This is a genomic window from Mesorhizobium sp. LMG17149 (assembly GCF_024518695.1).
Taxonomy (GTDB): Bacteria; Pseudomonadota; Alphaproteobacteria; order Rhizobiales; family Rhizobiaceae; genus Mesorhizobium.
This window is the reverse complement of sequence record NZ_JANIFL010000015.1, coordinates 121362-137690: the sequence shown is the minus strand read 5'-3', so window position 1 is coordinate 137690 and position 16329 is coordinate 121362. Positions and strand designations below refer to the sequence as shown.

General features: G+C 62.3%; 21 protein-coding genes. 14 read left to right on the top strand and 7 right to left on the bottom strand.

Annotated features, from left to right (window positions below; genetic code table 11):
• Nucleotides 1–152 precede the first annotated feature (152 nt).
• Nucleotides 153–965, bottom strand: a complete 813-nt coding sequence (locus tag NP945_RS29450) for a VOC family protein (RefSeq protein WP_256748276.1) — start codon at nucleotides 963–965, stop codon at nucleotides 153–155.
• 249 nt (nucleotides 966–1214) lie between these two features.
• Here NP945_RS29450 and NP945_RS29445 point away from each other — a divergent pair, with 249 nt between their 5' ends.
• Nucleotides 1215–1769, top strand: a complete 555-nt coding sequence (locus tag NP945_RS29445) for an alpha/beta hydrolase (RefSeq protein WP_256748279.1) — start codon at nucleotides 1215–1217, stop codon at nucleotides 1767–1769.
• Between the two features lie 6 nt (nucleotides 1770–1775).
• Here NP945_RS29445 and NP945_RS29440 read toward each other — a convergent pair whose 3' ends face one another.
• Nucleotides 1776–2549 carry an HpcH/HpaI aldolase/citrate lyase family protein gene (locus tag NP945_RS29440; protein ID WP_027036971.1) on the bottom strand — a complete coding sequence of 258 codons (774 nt, stop codon included), beginning with the start codon at nucleotides 2547–2549 and terminating at the stop codon, nucleotides 1776–1778.
• Nucleotides 2550–2674: 125 nt separating this feature from the next.
• Entirely contained in the window at nucleotides 2675–2995 is a 321-nt protein-coding gene (locus tag NP945_RS29435; protein ID WP_013532126.1) for a DUF1476 domain-containing protein, read from the bottom strand.
• A gap of 275 nt (nucleotides 2996–3270) precedes the next feature.
• Here NP945_RS29435 and purC point away from each other — a divergent pair, with 275 nt between their 5' ends.
• The 7 genes from purC to NP945_RS29400 all read left to right on the top strand — a co-directional run bounded on the left by purC (nucleotide 3271) and on the right by NP945_RS29400 (nucleotide 7089).
• The gene (gene purC, locus NP945_RS29430; protein ID WP_013532127.1) at nucleotides 3271–4065 is read left to right on the top strand and encodes a phosphoribosylaminoimidazolesuccinocarboxamide synthase; all 795 of its coding nucleotides are present in this window, start codon (nucleotides 3271–3273) and stop codon (nucleotides 4063–4065) included.
• 43 nt (nucleotides 4066–4108) lie between these two features.
• The gene (gene purS / locus NP945_RS29425; protein ID WP_027028126.1) at nucleotides 4109–4351 is read left to right on the top strand and encodes a phosphoribosylformylglycinamidine synthase subunit PurS; all 243 of its coding nucleotides are present in this window, start codon (nucleotides 4109–4111) and stop codon (nucleotides 4349–4351) included.
• 19 nt (nucleotides 4352–4370) lie between these two features.
• Entirely contained in the window at nucleotides 4371–4625 is a 255-nt protein-coding gene (locus NP945_RS29420) for a hypothetical protein (RefSeq protein ID WP_256748275.1), read from the top strand.
• Entirely contained in the window at nucleotides 4622–5290 is a 669-nt protein-coding gene (gene purQ, locus NP945_RS29415) for a phosphoribosylformylglycinamidine synthase subunit PurQ (RefSeq protein WP_256748274.1), read from the top strand. The genes NP945_RS29420 and purQ overlap by 4 nt, the downstream gene beginning before the upstream one ends.
• A gap of 84 nt (nucleotides 5291–5374) precedes the next feature.
• Complete coding sequence (locus NP945_RS29410) at nucleotides 5375–6040, top strand: glutathione S-transferase family protein (RefSeq protein ID WP_027036975.1); 666 nt, start codon at nucleotides 5375–5377, stop codon at nucleotides 6038–6040.
• Nucleotides 6037–6444, top strand: coding sequence for a hypothetical protein (locus NP945_RS29405; protein WP_256748273.1), 408 nt, complete (start codon nucleotides 6037–6039; stop codon nucleotides 6442–6444). Before NP945_RS29410 ends, NP945_RS29405 begins: the two co-directional genes overlap by 4 nt.
• A 3-nt stretch (nucleotides 6445–6447) precedes the next feature.
• Nucleotides 6448–7089: a Pr6Pr family membrane protein gene (locus NP945_RS29400; RefSeq protein ID WP_256748272.1), complete on the top strand. Its 642-nt coding sequence runs from the start codon at nucleotides 6448–6450 to the stop codon at nucleotides 7087–7089.
• A gap of 77 nt (nucleotides 7090–7166) precedes the next feature.
• Here NP945_RS29400 and NP945_RS29395 read toward each other — a convergent pair whose 3' ends face one another.
• Complete coding sequence (locus NP945_RS29395) at nucleotides 7167–7418, bottom strand: DUF1127 domain-containing protein (protein ID WP_256748271.1); 252 nt, start codon at nucleotides 7416–7418, stop codon at nucleotides 7167–7169.
• 93 nt (nucleotides 7419–7511) lie between these two features.
• On the opposite strand from NP945_RS29395, the gene NP945_RS29390 reads away from it, so the two are divergent.
• The 6 genes from NP945_RS29390 (at nucleotide 7512) to NP945_RS29365 (ending at nucleotide 14116) form a co-directional block, all read left to right on the top strand.
• A complete protein-coding gene (locus tag NP945_RS29390; protein ID WP_256748270.1) occupies nucleotides 7512–8921 on the top strand; it encodes a PLP-dependent aminotransferase family protein in 1410 nt (469 codons plus the stop codon).
• Between the two features lie 119 nt (nucleotides 8922–9040).
• Nucleotides 9041–11272 (top strand): phosphoribosylformylglycinamidine synthase subunit PurL, encoded by a 2232-nt coding sequence (purL, locus tag NP945_RS29385; RefSeq protein ID WP_256748269.1) that lies wholly within the window; start codon nucleotides 9041–9043, stop codon nucleotides 11270–11272.
• A gap of 45 nt (nucleotides 11273–11317) precedes the next feature.
• Nucleotides 11318–11839, top strand: coding sequence for a hypothetical protein (locus NP945_RS29380; RefSeq protein ID WP_256748268.1), 522 nt, complete (start codon nucleotides 11318–11320; stop codon nucleotides 11837–11839).
• 133 nt (nucleotides 11840–11972) lie between these two features.
• Nucleotides 11973–12206: a BolA/IbaG family iron-sulfur metabolism protein gene (locus NP945_RS29375; RefSeq protein WP_010909092.1), complete on the top strand. Its 234-nt coding sequence runs from the start codon at nucleotides 11973–11975 to the stop codon at nucleotides 12204–12206.
• A gap of 141 nt (nucleotides 12207–12347) precedes the next feature.
• Nucleotides 12348–12683 carry a Grx4 family monothiol glutaredoxin gene (gene grxD / locus NP945_RS29370; protein WP_006332883.1) on the top strand — a complete coding sequence of 112 codons (336 nt, stop codon included), beginning with the start codon at nucleotides 12348–12350 and terminating at the stop codon, nucleotides 12681–12683.
• A 164-nt stretch (nucleotides 12684–12847) separates the two neighbouring features.
• Nucleotides 12848–14116, top strand: a complete 1269-nt coding sequence (locus NP945_RS29365; protein ID WP_127269497.1) for a multidrug effflux MFS transporter — start codon at nucleotides 12848–12850, stop codon at nucleotides 14114–14116.
• Here NP945_RS29365 and NP945_RS29360 read toward each other — a convergent pair.
• From NP945_RS29360 to ttcA, 3 genes are all read right to left on the bottom strand, one after another.
• Nucleotides 14113–14346 (bottom strand): hypothetical protein, encoded by a 234-nt coding sequence (locus tag NP945_RS29360; protein ID WP_236382783.1) that lies wholly within the window; start codon nucleotides 14344–14346, stop codon nucleotides 14113–14115. The genes NP945_RS29365 and NP945_RS29360 overlap by 4 nt on opposite strands.
• Before the next feature lie 235 nt (nucleotides 14347–14581).
• A complete protein-coding gene (locus NP945_RS29355) occupies nucleotides 14582–15409 on the bottom strand; it encodes an inositol monophosphatase family protein (RefSeq protein WP_127272588.1) in 828 nt (275 codons plus the stop codon).
• Complete coding sequence (gene ttcA, locus NP945_RS29350; RefSeq protein ID WP_256748267.1) at nucleotides 15399–16283, bottom strand: tRNA 2-thiocytidine(32) synthetase TtcA; 885 nt, start codon at nucleotides 16281–16283, stop codon at nucleotides 15399–15401. The genes NP945_RS29355 and ttcA overlap by 11 nt, the downstream gene beginning before the upstream one ends.
• Between the last annotated feature and the right edge of the window lie 46 nt (nucleotides 16284–16329).

Sequence of the window (16329 nt, the reverse complement as noted above, 5' to 3'; positions counted from 1 at the left end):
ATCCATGATGCCAGTCTCTCGCCAAACCATCGCCGGTCCTCCCGGCGGACAAGAAAACTGTCACCCATGCTATCGGTCCATTCTGTTACCTATCTATCCGGTTCGGACAGCCGGGCATTTCTCCCCGTATAGTGACGGGGAGAAAGACGCTCTCAAGCCTTGGCGGGAACAGTCCTGATCACCGTGCCCCACGGATCTTCGCGGGTTGCCGGGCTCGTCACCTTGTCCGAACGCATCTCGACCCAGGCAAGGCCCGACCGGCTCGAATCGCGGCGGCCGGCGCCTGAACTCTGCCAGGCGTTGGCGCCGATGTGGTGGTGATAGCCGCCCGACGACAGGAACACCGCCTGGCCACCGTATTTGGCCATGGTGTCGAAGCCGAATTCCTGGTTCCACCAGGCTTCGGCTTCTTCCGGCCTGCCGACACGCAGGTGGACGTGGCCGACGATGCTGTTTTCCGGCGTACCCTGCCAGCCGGCATCACCCGCCGGCACTTCGGCAACGACGGACGGAATGTTCAGCCGTTCTGTCGCCATGGCAATCTTGTCGCCATTCCACTTCCAGTCCTGCGCACGGCGGTCGGCATAGATCTCGATGCCATTGCCTTCGGGATCGGTCAGGTACAGAGCTTCGCTGACCAGATGGTCGGAAGCGCCCTCGATCGCGATCTTGTTTGATATGGCGTGGTTGATCCAGCGGCCGAGGTCGGCGCGGCTGGGCAGCAGGAAGGCGGTGTGGAACAGCCCGGCGCTGCGCGGATCATCCGGCTTGGCTGAAGCGTCCTGCTCAAGCACCAACAAGGGACGGTTGGCGGCGCCCAGGGTGATCGCGCCATCGGCACGGCTCAACTCCTGCAGACCGACAATTTCGCGATAATATGCGGCAAGGCTTTCCGCGTCGCGCGCCTTCAGCCCGACGCGGGCAACGCTGACCGGGGTGGTGGCGGCAAAAGGCAACTCGCTCATCAAATGCTCCGTTCGACCAGCCTGCGATGAAGCTCCCAAAGCGAGAAGCCCCACTCCGCCGATCATTGTACGTCGTGTCAGTTCCAAAGTCAGGATTCCCGCGCACGGCTGTTTCTTTTCCTGACCACAGATCGTCCATCGGCATCGTTCACACAAGACGCCAACAAGCGAACATGGTGTTCACTATTGTGATCAAAAGTGGCGTTCCTGCCGGTTGCACGAAGCGATGCCGCTCGCTATCTCAGCGCCATGAAGGTCAGAGACGCAGATATCCTCATCGTGCCGGGCTACACCAATTCCGGCCCCGACCATTGGCAGAGCCGCTGGCAGTCGAAGCTGTCGACGGCGCGCCGCGTCGAACAGGCGGAGTGGTCGAAGCCGGTGCGCGAGGACTGGACGGCGAGCGTCGCCAGAGCGGTCAACGAGGCCGAGCGGCCGGTCGTCCTGGTGGCGCACTCGCTCGGCGTCGCCGCGGCGGTGCAAGCCATTCCGCAGTTCCGCAAGCCCGTTGCGGGAGCCTTCTTCGTGGCACCGCCCGATGTCGCCAATCCCGAGATCAGGCCCAGGCACCTGATGACCTTCGGCCCCTACCCGCGTGAGCCGCTGCCCTTTGCCTCGATCGTGATCGCCAGCCGCAACGATCCGTTCTGCGCCTTCGATGTCGCCGAAGACATTGCCGGTGCATGGGGCTCGCTGTTCATCGATGCCGGTGAGACCGGTCATCTGAACGCGGATTCAGGCTTCGGGCCGTGGCCCGAAGGTTCAATGACCTTTGCCAAATTCCTGACGGATTTGAAACCCTGAGTTTCTTCAGGACCCGATCGAATCGCGGACGCTCTTGATCAGCGTTTTTGCCCCAAGCCCGATCAGCGAATGCTCGGAGCCCATGGCCAGCAGGCGATAGCCCATCGACACGACACGGCCGGCAATTGCCGGCTCGACAACGTAGATCGCCGCGTGTTTGCCGGCCTTGCGGGTGCGCTCGGCCACCGATGCCACAGTCTCCATCATGCTTTCCAGCGTCGAATTGACCGTGGCGCCATTGCTCCAGGCGATCGAGAAATCCGATGGGCCGAGGAAGATGCCGTCGATGCCGGGCGTGTCGAGGATGCCGTCGAGCGCATCGAGGGCCGCACGCGTCTCGACCATGGCGAAGGCCATGGTGCGCTGGTTGGTGTCGCGCAGCCAGTCGGCCTGGTCGCCTTGGCCGTGACGCGGAAAAGCGTAAGTCGGCCCCCAGGAGCGCTCGCCGAGCGGTGGGTATTTCATGGCGGCGGCGAACAGTTTTGCGTCGGCAACCGAGTTCACCATCGGCGCGATGACCGCTTCGGCGCCGAAATCGAGCGCGCGGCTTGCCATGTCGAAACGGCCAACGGGAATGCGCACCAGCGCCGGCTTGCCGGTAGCGAGCACCGGCACCAGGCCACGCAGCACGCTGTCTTCGTGATGGCCGCCATGCTGCATGTCGAGCGTGACGGCATCGAAGCCCTGCTTGGCGACGATCTCGACGGTCAAGGCATCCGGCACGCCGGACCATGCGGTGAACAGCGTTTCGTCGGCCGCGAGGCGGGACTTCAGGGACATGGATACTTTCCTTGTTAACTCCGGCAGTTTCAGCCGGAAATCGCGACAAAGGCAAAGAAAAACCGCCCGGATAGGCCGGGCGGTCGATTGGTCCAGCGTATGCCGGGATCAGCGCATGGCCCGGATCAGGTGTTCTTGATCTGCTCGATCGCTTGCGCCATCAGCTCGTCCATGGTGCGGCGGATCTGGTGGTCCGACTGCTCGACGCCGGCCGCGTCGAAATCCCCGCGGATCTTGCGGAACACGTCGTGGTCGCCGGCTTCCTCGATGTCGGAGATAACCACTTCCTTGGCATAGGCGTCGGCATCGGCGCCGGACTTTCCGAGCTTTTCGGCGGCCCACAGGCCGAGCGCCTTGTTGCGGCGCGCCGAGGCCTTGAACCGAAGCTCCTCGTCGAATGCGAATTTGCGCTCAAAGCCCTCTTCGCGGTCTTTCATGCTGCTCATGGCGTCCCTCCGGTCAAATTCGATTCGTTGGCGGTGAATATGTGCGTTGCCAAAGCACAAACCAAAAGGTCGCGGGTCGGTCAATACGCTTCATCGCATGCTGCGCTGCGGCATTTCAGTCCCGAAAGCGGTTGATTGGAAGGATTTGCCGATTGAGCAAACGATGTGATTGGGATAGACCCGGCATTGAACCCTACCGTAGCCGCACTATTTCAGGCAGACGGACAGGAAATGGTCTGATACCGCCCTGTCCGGAACCCCAGAGAAAAATCCAGATGAAAAATCGCCGCCGCATTTATGAAGGCAAGGCCAAGATACTCTATGAGGGACCCGAACCGGGCACGCTTATCCAGTTCTTCAAGGATGACGCCACCGCGTTCAACAAGAAGAAGCACGAGGTCATCGACGGCAAGGGTGTCCTCAACAACCGCATTTCCGAGTACATCTTCAACCATTTGAACCGCATGGGCATTCCGACCCATTTCATCCGCCGGCTGAACATGCGCGAGCAGCTGATCAAGGAAGTCGAGATTATTCCGCTCGAAGTGGTGGTGCGCAATGTCGCCGCCGGTTCGCTGTCCAAGCGGCTCGGCATCGAGGAAGGCACCGTTCTGCCGCGCTCGATCATCGAATTCTATTACAAGGCCGACGCGCTCGACGATCCGATGGTGTCGGAAGAGCACATCACCGCGTTCGGCTGGGCGAGCCCGCAGGAGATCGACGACGTCATGGCGCTGGCCATCCGCGTCAACGACTTCCTCTCCGGCCTGTTCATGGGCGTCGGCATCCAGCTCGTCGACTTCAAGATCGAATGCGGCCGGCTGTTCGAAGGCGACATGATGCGCATTGTCGTTGCCGACGAGATCTCGCCGGATTCCTGCCGCCTGTGGGACGTGGCGACGCAGGACAAGCTCGACAAGGACCGTTTCCGCCGCGACATGGGCGGCCTCGTCGAGGCTTACCAGGAAGTTGCCCGCCGCCTCGGCATCATGAACGAGAACGAACCGCCGCGCCCAACCGGCCCGGTGCTTGTCGCCTCGACCGACGGCCTCAAAGGCAAGCCGCACTGATCGCGGCTTGCCTCCCGATACTCAGAACAGGAGCATGTCCAGCGTGATCAAGGCCCGCATTACCGTCACCCTCAAGAACGGCGTGCTCGACCCGCAGGGCAAGGCGATAGAACACGCATTGTCGGGCCTTGGCTTCGGCGGCGTCGGCGCGGTGCGGCAGGGCAAGGTTTTCGACGTCGAGCTGGCCGAAAGTGACAAGGCCAAGGCCGAAGCCGACCTCAAGGCCATGTGCGACAAGCTGCTGGCGAACACGGTGATTGAGAATTATAGTGTGACGCTTACCTAAGGTTGTGCCGGAGGCACGTATGCCTGAAGTCACGAATGAACTGATGTACGAGCTTCTCAAGAAAATCCATTCACGAATGGATCGACTTGAGAGTGGCCTGGGCGAAGTCAAGCACGAGATTGTCGCGATCAGGTTGCAGGCGTTGAGTACGCAAACGGACGTCAACAATATCTACGCGATAACAGGCCGTATTGATCAACGTCTTGAACGGATTGAGCAGCGTCTCGACCTGCGCGAGCTCGCCGAAGCCCAGAGGCCTTACGAACCAAAATGAAATCAGCCGTCGTCCTCCTGCCCGGCCTCAACCGCGACCGCGACATGATCGCGGCGTTGACCAAGATTTCGGGAACACCCCCGGTCACCGTCTGGCAGACCGATACCGAAATCCCCGATGTCGACCTGATCGCCATTCCGGGCGGCTTTTCCTTCGGCGACTATCTGCGCTGCGGCGCGATCGCCGCGCGCATGCCGGTCATGCGGGCGGTGGCCGACAAAGCGGCCGCCGGCGTTACGGTCATCGGCGTCTGCAACGGTTTCCAGATCCTGGTCGAGGCCGGCCTGTTGCCGGGCGCCTTGATGCGCAACACCTCGCTGAAATTCGTCTGCCGGCAGGTGAAACTCGAAATCACCAATGCCAACACCATGTTCACCCGCCGCTATCAGCCGGGCCAGATCATCCGCTCGCCGGTCGCGCATCATGACGGCAATTATTTCGCCGACGCCGACACGCTTGCCCGCCTCGAAGGCGAAGGCCAGGTGGTGTTCCGCTATGCCGAGGGCACCAACCCCAACGGCTCGATCAACGACATTGCCGGCATCGTCAACAGCCAAGGCAATGTGCTCGGGCTGATGCCGCACCCGGAAAACCTGATCGAAGCAGCCCATGGCGGTACCGACGGCCGCGGACTGTTCGAGAGCGCCCTCGGCATCGCCGCCTGACGATATCGAAGCGAACAGCTTGAAAACAGCCGGATATTCCTGTCTCTTTGGAGCAAGTCTGGTTCATTGGGGAGAGAGACGGTCATGAAACTCTATTCGCGGCCGTTGTCGCCCTACTCGTCGATCGTGCGGGCACTGGCCTACATCAAGGACGTACCACTCAAGATCATCGCGCCGCCACCCGGTTTTCCCATCCCGGAAGAGTTTCGCGCCATCTCACCGATGAACCGGATTCCGGTGCTGATCACCGGCTCGGGCGAGACGATCGTCGAATCGGTGGTCATCGCCGAATATCTCGAGGAACGGTTTCCGGAACCGGCGCTGCTGCCGCCCGATTCCAAGGATCGCGCGCTGGTGCGTATGTTCGCCCGCATCACCGATCTCGATGTGCTGACCCCGATGATGAAGCTTTTCGAGCTTCATTTCGTGCCGAAGCGCAACAATGTCGAGATCGACGCCCAATTTGCCCGCCTGCATCATGGACTGGCGGCGATCGAGGCGCGCATGGCGCAAGGGCCCTTCGCACTCGGCGACGACATCAGCTTCGCCGATGCCTGGCTGACGCCGACACGGTTCATCTTCAACAATTTCCGCGCCATGACGGGACGCCACGACCTGCTCGACGCCTATCCCAAATTCGACGCCTACCAGCAGATCGCCTCGCAACATCCGGCATTGTCGCGTGTGTGGGGCGAGATGACCGATGGTTTGAAGATTTTTCTGTCCGAACTCGAGATGGGTGCCGCTTGATCAGACGCAAGACGATCGCGCTGGTCGCCGCGGCGGGCTTTGTGCTGGCATCCTGCCAGTCGACGCCAAAGAGCACGCCTGTTCCCTCAGGCAAAAGTGCTGCGCTGCTGGCCATGGAACAAGTGGCGATCGCTGCCCACAAATGCTGGATCGCCAGCAAGGACCCAGCCTTCAAACCGTACCAGATGGCCAATGAGCTGAATTCGTTCAGCGGCACGCCGCGTTTCCTGCTGGTGCCAGCCAAGCACTATGGCGGCAAACCTTTGCTGGTCGTGCAGGCGCAAGGCAATTCTAGCCGCGTCGACGTCTTCGGACCGCTGATGAACGATCCGCTCGGCGCCCGCATCGGCTCGGACATCGCCCGTTGGCAGGCCGGCAATCCGGCCTGCGCCGCGACGGCCTAGCCCATGGGCCGGTTCCTGCAGATCGCGGGTCTGGTCATCGGTCTGGCCGGGCTCATCCTGCAGTTCTGCATCAGCATTCCGGCGTCGATGGAAGCCGGCCGCAGCCTGCTCGGCTCCGTCATTTTCGTCTTCAGCTTCTTCACCATCCTGACCAACATCGGCGCGGTGCTGGTTCATACCTCGCTGCTGTCTCCCTCCGGCTATGCGTGGTTGCCCGCCTTCGCCGGGCCGCGAATGCGCGCGGGCGTGGCGGTTTCGATCGCGCTGGTGTTCATCGTCTATGCCACCGTTCTGGCACGGCTCTGGCAGCCGCAAGGCCTGTTCCTGCTCTGCGACGTCCTGCTGCATTATGTGACGCCGGTGCTCTTCGTGCTGTGGTGGTTGATATCCGGCGCTGACGGCAGGACGCGCTGGAGCGACATTTCCTGGTGGGTGATCTATCCCATCGCTTATCTGGTCTATGCGCTGGTGCGGGCGCCGCTTGCCGGCGAGGTGCCCTACCCTTTCCTGGACATCGCCAAGAACGGCGCGACCAGCGTCGTCATCTCAGCCGCAGCCATCACCGGACTTTTTCTCGTGCTGTGCATGGTCGCCGTCCTTGCGGACCATGCCGTTGCGCGCACCAGGGCATCGAGCGTCCGTTAGAACCGTGCGGACCTCCTGTCCGCATTTCCCGGGCCACCATCTTTCCCAAAAACCGGTTCCCGCTTTTGGGATCACGGTCAGTCCCAGAACGGCCTGATGCCCTCACGGTGGGCATCGCAGCGCGTGACGCCGATATCCTTGAGCTGATCGTCGGTCATCTCCAGCAGCGCCAACCGGCTGCGGCGGCGATCCAGCAGGTTGTCGATCCATCTTGCCAGCGACCTCAGCACGCGCACAAGGCGGCTGACAAAGCCGCGCTGAACCGACGGGCGTGTCGATTGGCCTGATAAAGCAGCGCTCGAATGACGTATTGTCGCGATTGTATTCATTTTCTTTCTGCCAAAGTCCTAAATTGTACCCTTTTTGGCACGCGATTGATATGTATTGACTCATGTATCGGTGCAATATAGAAAATTGTCACCATGACAAATTGGCTCCCAGATCTCACTGCCGGCTCCGGCCCGCTGTATCAGCGGCTGGCGGATTCCATCGAGACGGACATCGATCGGGGCGTGATCGATGCCGGCGCGAAGCTGCCGCCGCAGCGCGACCTCGCCTACGACATCGGTACCACCGTCGGCACGGTCGGCCGGGCCTATCAATTGCTGCGCGAGCGTGGGCTGGTGAGCGGCGAAGTCGGGCGTGGAACCTATGTGCTCGGCCAGCGCGCGAAGCCGGATTTTCCGGCTCCGGACGTCGGCGGCGAAGGCACACGCTATATCGATGCGCCTAAAGGCAAGCTGCGTTTCGACAGCACCGCAGCACCTGATATCGGCCAAGGCGACATTGTCGCCGGTGTCCTGTCGCGCACGGCGCAGGACCATCCGCATGAGATTTCGAGCTACACTAGGGATTTCCCCGAACGATGGTACGAAGCCGGCGCCCGCTGGTTGGCGCGCAATTCCTTTCGCCCGGATGCCGACACCATTGTCCCGACGCTCGGCACCCATGCCGCGGTGATGGCGGCGATCGCGGCGCTCACCATGCCTGGCGACTATGTTGCCTTCGAGCACCTCACCTACTCACAAATTTCCCGCAGCGCCGGCTTGATCGGCAGGCGCACCGCGTTGGTGGCATCGGACGATGAAGGCATCGATCCGCAGGATTTCGAGCGCGTCTGCGCGCAAAGGCATCCCAAGATGATCTTCCTGATGCCGACGGCGCAGAATCCGACGCTGGCCACCTTGTCGGCGGCGCGCCGCGAGGCGATCGCCCATGTCGCACGCGAATACAATGTCATCCTCATCGAGGATGATCTCTATGGCAATCTGACCGATGATCCGACACCATTGCTGGCCGAGTATGCGCCTGAACGTACCATTGTCGCCGGCGGCTTGTCGAAGTCGGTCGCAGCCGGCGTGCGCGGCGGCTGGCTTTCCTGCCCGCCCGCCTACCGCCACCGCATCCGTGTCGCCCACAAGATGATAACCGGCGGCATGCCCTTCCTGCTGGCGGAGGTGAATACAAGGCTGGTGCTGTCAGGTCAGGCGGATGAGATACGCAAGCGCAGCATCGCCGAAATCGGCGCCCGCATCGCCATCGTGCGCGAGACTTTGGCCGGCTTCGCGGTCAAGTCGCATGACAGGGTGCCCTTTGTCTGGCTGACCCTGCCCGACCCCTGGCTTTCCGGCACCTTCAAGAACGCCTGCCTGGAGCACGGCGTGCTGATCGACGACGAGGACGAATTCAAGGCCGGCCGTTCCGAGCAGGTTTTCCATGGCGTCCGCTTTGGCGTTTCGCAGCCGAGACAGCGCGGGGATATCGCTGAAGGCGTCGCGGCGATCCGGCGACTTCTCGATGAAGGCCGCGCCGGCTACGACAGCTTCTCCTGACACTGCGTGGCTTTGTCCGGTTTTCCGTCGTTTTTCGTCAATCCATGGGTGTATCGGCCGCAAGGCTTGCGATAAGACGGGACTCAAAATCCCAACGTCCCGGATATAAATCGCCGCCCATGACCATTTCCAATTCCGTGCCGATCACCCCCGAGCTCATTGCCTCACACGGGCTCAAGCCCGACGAGTATCAGCGCATCCTCGATCTTGTCGGGCGCGAGCCGAGCTTCACCGAACTCGGCATCTTCTCGGCGATGTGGAATGAGCACTGCTCCTACAAATCCTCGAAGAAATGGTTGCGCACGCTGCCGACCACCGGACCTCAGGTCATCCAGGGGCCGGGCGAGAATGCCGGCGTGGTCGACATCGGCGATGGCGACTGCGTCGTCTTCAAGATGGAGAGCCACAACCACCCGTCCTATATCGAGCCCTACCAGGGCGCGGCGACCGGCGTCGGCGGCATATTGCGCGACGTCTTCACCATGGGCGCCCGGCCGATCGCGGCGATGAATGCGCTGCGCTTCGGCGCGCCTGACCATCCCAAGACCCGGCACCTCGTTTCAGGCGTGGTTTCCGGCGTCGGCGGCTATGGCAACGCCTTCGGCGTGCCGACGGTCGGCGGCGAGGTCAATTTCGACGCCCGCTACAATGGCAACATCCTGGTCAACGCCTTTGCGGCGGGCCTTGCCAAGACCGATGCGATCTTCCTGTCGGAAGCCAAGGGCGTCGGCCTGCCGGTCGTCTATCTCGGCGCCAAGACCGGCCGCGACGGCGTCGGCGGCGCCACCATGGCTTCGGCCGAATTCGACGACAAGATCGACGAGAAGCGCCCGACCGTGCAGGTCGGCGACCCCTTCACCGAAAAGTGCCTGCTGGAAGCCAGCCTCGAACTGATGGCCTCGGGCGCAGTCATCGCCATCCAGGACATGGGTGCCGCCGGCCTCACCTGCTCGGCGGTCGAAATGGGCGCCAAGGGCGACCTCGGCATCGAACTCGATCTCGACAAGGTGCCGGTGCGCGAAGAGCGCATGAGCGCCTACGAGATGATGCTGTCGGAAAGCCAGGAGCGCATGCTGATGGTGCTGCGCCCGGAAAAGGAAAAGGAAGCCGAGGCGATCTTCCACAAATGGGGGCTCGACTTCGCCATCGTCGGCAAGACCACCGACGATCTGCGCTTCCGCGTGCTGCACCAGGGCGACGAGGTCGCCAATCTGCCGATCAAGGATCTTGGCGACAAGGCTCCTGAATATGATCGGCCTTGGACCGAACAGAAGAAGCCGGCGCCGCTGGCAGCCAATGACATTCCGCCAGCCGACGTTGCCGACGCGCTGCTGAAGCTGCTCGGCGGGCCCGACCTGTCTTCGCGCCGCTGGGTCTGGGAGCAGTATGACACGTTGATCCAGGGCAATTCGCTGCAGCTTCCAGGCGGCGATGCCGGTGTGGTCCGGGTCGAAGGCCATGCCACCAAGGCGCTCGCCTTCTCCTCCGACGTGACGCCGCGCTATTGCGAGGCCGACCCCTATGAGGGCGGCAAGCAGGCGGTGGCCGAATGCTGGCGCAATCTCACCGCCACCGGCGCGCTGCCGCTGGCCGCCACCGACAACCTAAATTTCGGCAATCCGGAACGGCCCGAGATCATGGGCCAGTTGGTCGGTGCGGTGAAGGGCATCGGCGACGCCTGCCGCGCGCTTGGCTTCCCGATCGTCTCCGGCAATGTCTCGCTCTACAACGAGACCAACGGCCAGGGCATCCTGCCAACCCCGACCATCGGCGGCGTCGGGCTGATCGCCGACTGGTCGAAGATGGTGCGGACCGGCTTTGCGGCCGAGGGCCAGATGATCCTGCTGGTCGGCGCACCGGCGTCCTGGGGAACGCATCTCGGGCAATCGGTCTATATGCGTGACGTACACGGCCGCACGGATGGCCCGCCGCCGCCGGTGGACCTCGATCACGAAAAACGCGTCGGCGACCATGTGCGAGCGCTCATCGCATCCGGCATCGTCACAGCGGCGCATGACGTTTCCGATGGCGGTGTCGCCGTTGCACTTGCCGAGATGGCGATGGCGTCCGGAATCGGCGCCACCGTTCCCGGGCTTGTCGGCACCGACCCGATCCCGGTCTGGTTCGGCGAGGATCAGGGCCGTTATCTGCTGACGCTGTCGATCGATCCGCATGGTGACGAATGGGACGCCATTCGCAAGCAGCAGGGCGAACTCGGCATCTTCGCGCCGTGGATCGGCTCGACCGGGGGCAGCGCGCTGAAGCTTGGCGACGCCAGGGCAATCCCGGTCAGCGAACTCTCCGCGGCGCACGAAGGCTGGTTCCCCCGCTTCATGGACCAGGCCAGTTGACGAGAGCATGATCCCGAAAAGTGGGAACGGTTTTTCGGGAAACTCATGATCAATCACAGGAAACTGGCTGCCCGGGCGCTGATTGCAGTCGTCTTCTGGCCGTCGTTGTTCTTCTTCTGGTTCCTGGGACCGTTCGTCTTTTTCCTGCTGTCGACAACCTCGAGCGAGGTGTGCATGCGGCTGGAAACGCGCGCGGAGTTCCTTGCCGCGGCCAATGGCGCCATCCCCATGCTCATCGCGCAGAATCTCATCTACGCGGTCCCGATCATCTGCCTGGTTCTGTGGGACCGCCTGGCGCCGGATCCGGCACGGGCAAGGCATATCGTCACCTGCATCAAGCTTTTTGCCAGCGCGATGGTCGTAGGCGCGTTGTGGGAGTACGGCTCGTCGCTCATCTGCGACGGTTATGGCCAGGGGTTCTTCTCACCGGCTTGGCAAATGTCGAGCTATCTCCCCATTGTCGGCCTCGTGCTCAACGCGCCGCTTTATGTGCTGGCCTTCAGCCTTGGCCGTGCTTTCTCGACACGCGACGAAGTTGCCGAGGATGAAGCAAGCCCACCGGCCTAGTCTTTCTCTGAAGCCGTCGGGCCGTCTTGCCGTTGGTGGGACAGAACGGCTTCAATCCGGACCGGAAAGGCTTTAGGCTCGCCCGACTCTCATCTTATGGCCTGACACCGGCCGCTCGAAACAGGATTTTGCCATGGCAATGGATGCCCACGACATCGAAAAACTGATCAAGGACGGTATTCCGGACGCCAAGGTGACGATCCGCGATCTCGCCGGCGACGGCGACCATTATGCGGCCGAGGTGGTGGCCGAGAGCTTTCGGGGGAAAAGCCGCGTGCAGCAGCACCAGATGGTCTATGACGCGCTGAAAGGGAATATGGGCGGCGTGCTGCACGCACTCGCCTTGCAGACCAGCGTTCCCGACTGACCTTAGCGCTTGGCCCAACACGGCTCATCCTTTGCGCCATTTCAGCCACGGCACGGCTAACGTCTTGTTTCGAGCAATCGTTGGGTTTATTTGAAGGGATATGTTTCGAGCCTGACTCCCACAGGCGGGAAAGGATATTCCATGAGCGGTATCAACGACTACATCGACAATGAAGTGAAGGGCAACGACGTCGTCCTTTTCATGAAGGGCACGCCCGGTTTCCCGCAATGCGGATTTTCCGGCCAGGTCGTCCAGATCCTCGACTATATCGGCGCCGACTACAAAGGCGTGAACGTCCTGGACTCGGCCGAACTGCGCCAGGGCATCAAGGAATACTCCAACTGGCCGACGATCCCTCAGCTCTACGTCAAGGGCGAATTCGTCGGCGGCTGCGATATCATCCGCGAGATGTTCCAGGCCGGTGAGTTGCAGACATTCCTCGTCGAGAAGGGCGTCAGCGTCAAAGGCGCCGCCTGATTTCTGTTTTGTGCATGCCCGAAAATCGACGTTGATTTTGGGCATCGAGCGCCAGGCACCCGGGGCAGCCCCACCTCGGCAATTTTCATGTCCTGAACCGAGGACCAGGACGAGCCAATGCGCCGGCCCGCCGGCGCATTTTCGTTTGAAAGATCGGACTTGCCGTGGACCAGCCAAAACCAGCGCCGCAATCGGCAAGCAAACTGCCCATTCCGCGCTGGGAGTTCATCGCCCTGTGCGCGGCGCTGATGGCGCTGAACTCGCTGGCCATCGACATCATGCTGCCGGCGCTGCAGCAGATCGGCGCCACGCTCGGCGTCGAAAATGAAAACCACCGGCAGTACGTCATAACGGCCTACATTCTGGGCTTCGGCGGCGGACAGTTGTTCTTCGGGCCGATCTCGGATCGCTTCGGGCGTCGCGCACCACTGGTCGCCGGGCTGGTGATCTATGTCGCCGCGGCCGCGGCTGCCGCCATTGCGCCAAGCTTTGAGACACTTCTGCTGTGCCGGGCCGTGCAAGGCATTGGTGCGGCCGCCACCCGCGTCATCGCCGTATCGATCGTGCGCGATACGTTCGACGGCCGGCGCATGGCCGAGGTGATGTCGCTGATCTTCATGGTGTTCATGGCGATACCGGTCATTGCTCCCGGCATCGGCCAGTTCATCATGCTGTTTGCGACCTGGCATTGGATCTTCGTCACCATGGCCGTCGGTGCGCTCCTCGTCTCGGCCTGGTCGCTGCTGCGCCTTCCTGAAACGCTGCATCCCGAACATCGCCGGCCGTTGACACTCAACTCCATTGTCGGCGGGTTTCGCATCGTGCTCACCAACCGCATTGCGATCTGCTATGCCTTCGCCAGCACCTTCATCTTCGGCGCCATGTTCGGCTTCATCGCTTCGGCGCAGCAGATCTATGTCGACATCTTCCATGTCGGCGAGATGTTCCCGGTCATCTTCGCAGGCGTCGCGGGCGTGCTCGCCTTCTCCAACTTTCTGAATTCGCGCCTTGTCGGCCGCATCGGCATGCGCCGCCTGTCGCAGAGCGCGCTGCTGCTGTTCCTGGTCATCAGCCTTGCCTGGCTGATCGTTTCGCTGGAAATGAAGATGCCGCTCTGGCTGTTCATCACCTTCTTTGCCTGCGCCATGCTTCCGTTCGGTGCGCTGGGCGCGAACTTCAACGCGCTGGCCATGGAGCCGCTCGGGCAACTGGCCGGCACGGCGTCGTCGATCCTCGGTTTCATGCAGACGTTTCTCGGCGGCATTCTCGGCACGCTGATCGGCCAGGCCTTCAATGGCACGGTGACGCCGCTGGCCGCCGGCTTCTGCAGCGTGTCGATCGCGGCGCTGCTGATGATCTTCATCGCCGAGCGCGGCAAGATGTTCCAGCCGCAGAACGCGCCCGTTTCAGGGCACATCACCGACTTGCATTAGGATGCACCCTCAAGGGCTGCCGTGAACCGAGGGGCGAGCATACGCCCCGCGATTGCTTCACCCATGCTGTCCGAAAAGGGCAATGGCAGAGCATCATCGAGTGCCCTGAGAATGGATGCCACGAAGGCACGGCTGCGCTGGGCATCGGTTCCCAGATCGGCATATGTGGCGCGAGGCTTGCCGATCAGTGTGCCGTTGCGGCGAAGCGAGAACCGCAGGGTCAGGGACATGCCCGCGGTTCCGGGTGGCGGTTTCCAGCAGGCATAGATAGCGTCCGACATCTCCCTTATCGTATCGACAGGATCGGAACTGCGACAACTGCGCTCCTGCGATCTTGCTTCCTGGGAACTGGTAGACAGAGCGGCGGCAAGAGCCGCGGCGACAAATGCGAACCGGGGTTTCATTCGAGAGCCTCCGGATTTGCGTGAAATTGCACCGCTCCTTCGGCTAACGCAGGAATCGTTCCTATTGCGCCCAAAGCTCGCGACGCAATTCGTGCCAGCTTTCCTGGTCTGGCGCGACAAGCAGGCCGCCGCCGAGATGCGAGGGCAGATAGGTGCTGCCGTCGAAGCGCGCGGCATGGCCGCCGGCCTCGGCATGGATCAGCACGCCGGCCAGATGATCCCACGGCATCAGCTTGTTGTAGACCACGAAGTGGGCATGGCCGCTCGCCAGCAGGCGGTATTCGTGCGCGGCGCAGCGATAGGCGAATTGCGACAGGATCTTCGTCTGGTTGCGCGCCAGCCGCGACCGCTCCGGTTCGGGCATATATTGCCAGGAGACCGAGCCGGTCATTTCCGAGATCGGCGCGGGTGCCGCGACATGCACCTTCTCCAGGCTGCCATGCGCATGCCGGATATGGCTGCCGGCGCCCCTGGCGCCAATCAGCCAGTCCTTGCCGACGGGATCGTGGATGATGCCGGCAACCGTCTCGCCCTGGACCACGACCGCCAGCATGACGCCGAACAAAGGCACGCCGGAGGCGAAGTTGAAAGTGCCGTCGACCGGATCGATGACGAAGGCCAGATCGGCATCGCCCAAGCCATCGAGCAACGCCGGATTGTCGGAACAGGCCTCCTCGCCGACGACCATCGCTGAGGGGTAGCGCTCAAGCAGCCTGGCGGTGATGAGCCGCTCGGCATTGACGTCGGCTTCGGTCACAAGGTCGGCGGCCGAGGTCTTCTGCCTGACATCGCCATCGCCCAGCCGGCGAAAGCGCGGCATGATCTCGGTCAGCGCCGCCTCGGCCAGAATGCCGGCCAGCCAATCGATCGCGGTGTCGTCAAATGTCATCGGAAATGTCTTGCCTTGTGGTGAGGGTGTCGTTGAGGGCAGCGAAGTCGAACAGCTTCCTGTCGAGCAGGTGCGATGGCCTGCTGTTCGACAGCGCGCGCAGCATCGTATCCTTGCGGCCGGGCATACGCTTTTCCAGGTCCTCGAGCATCGCCTTCATGGCATTCCGCTGAAGACCTTCCTGGCTGCCGCAGAGATCGCAGGGAATGATCGGGAAATGCATGGCGGCGGCGAATCTTTCCAGATCGGCCTCGGCGCAGTAGCTCAATGGCCGCAGCACCATGACGTCGCCGTCGTCGTTGAGCAGTTTTGGCGGCATGGCGGCGAGACGGCCGCCATGGAAGAGGTTCATGAAGAAGGTTTCGAGAATATCCTCACGATGGTGGCCGAGCACCAGCGCCGAGCACCCCTCCTCGCGCGCAATGCGGTAGAGATGGCCGCGCCTTAGGCGCGAGCAGAGCGAGCAATAGGTGCTGCCCGCCGGCAGCTTGTCGGTGACGAGGGAATAGGTGTCCTGATACTCGATCCGGTGCGCAATGCCGTGACTGTCGAGATAGTCCGGCAGGATATGTTTGGGGAAATTCGGCTGGCCCTGGTCGAGATTGCAGGCCAGAAGATCGACCGGCAAGAGCCCGCGCCATTTGAGGTCGAGCAGCACCGCGAGCAGGCCGTAGGAATCCTTGCCGCCCGAGAGCGCGACGAGCCAGCGCTGGCCGGGCTTGACCATCGAGAAATCCTCGATCGCCTGCCGGGTCAGCCGCAGCAGCCGCTTGCGCAATTTGTTGAATTCGACCGAGGACGGCACGTCGGCGAACAGCGGATGGAAGCCGCCTTCGCTGTCGGCGATCGGTTCGATGTCTGGAAGCATGTTCATGGCATGTCGCTTTCAGTGGCCAGAGCGCCGGATTAGCGGACATGAC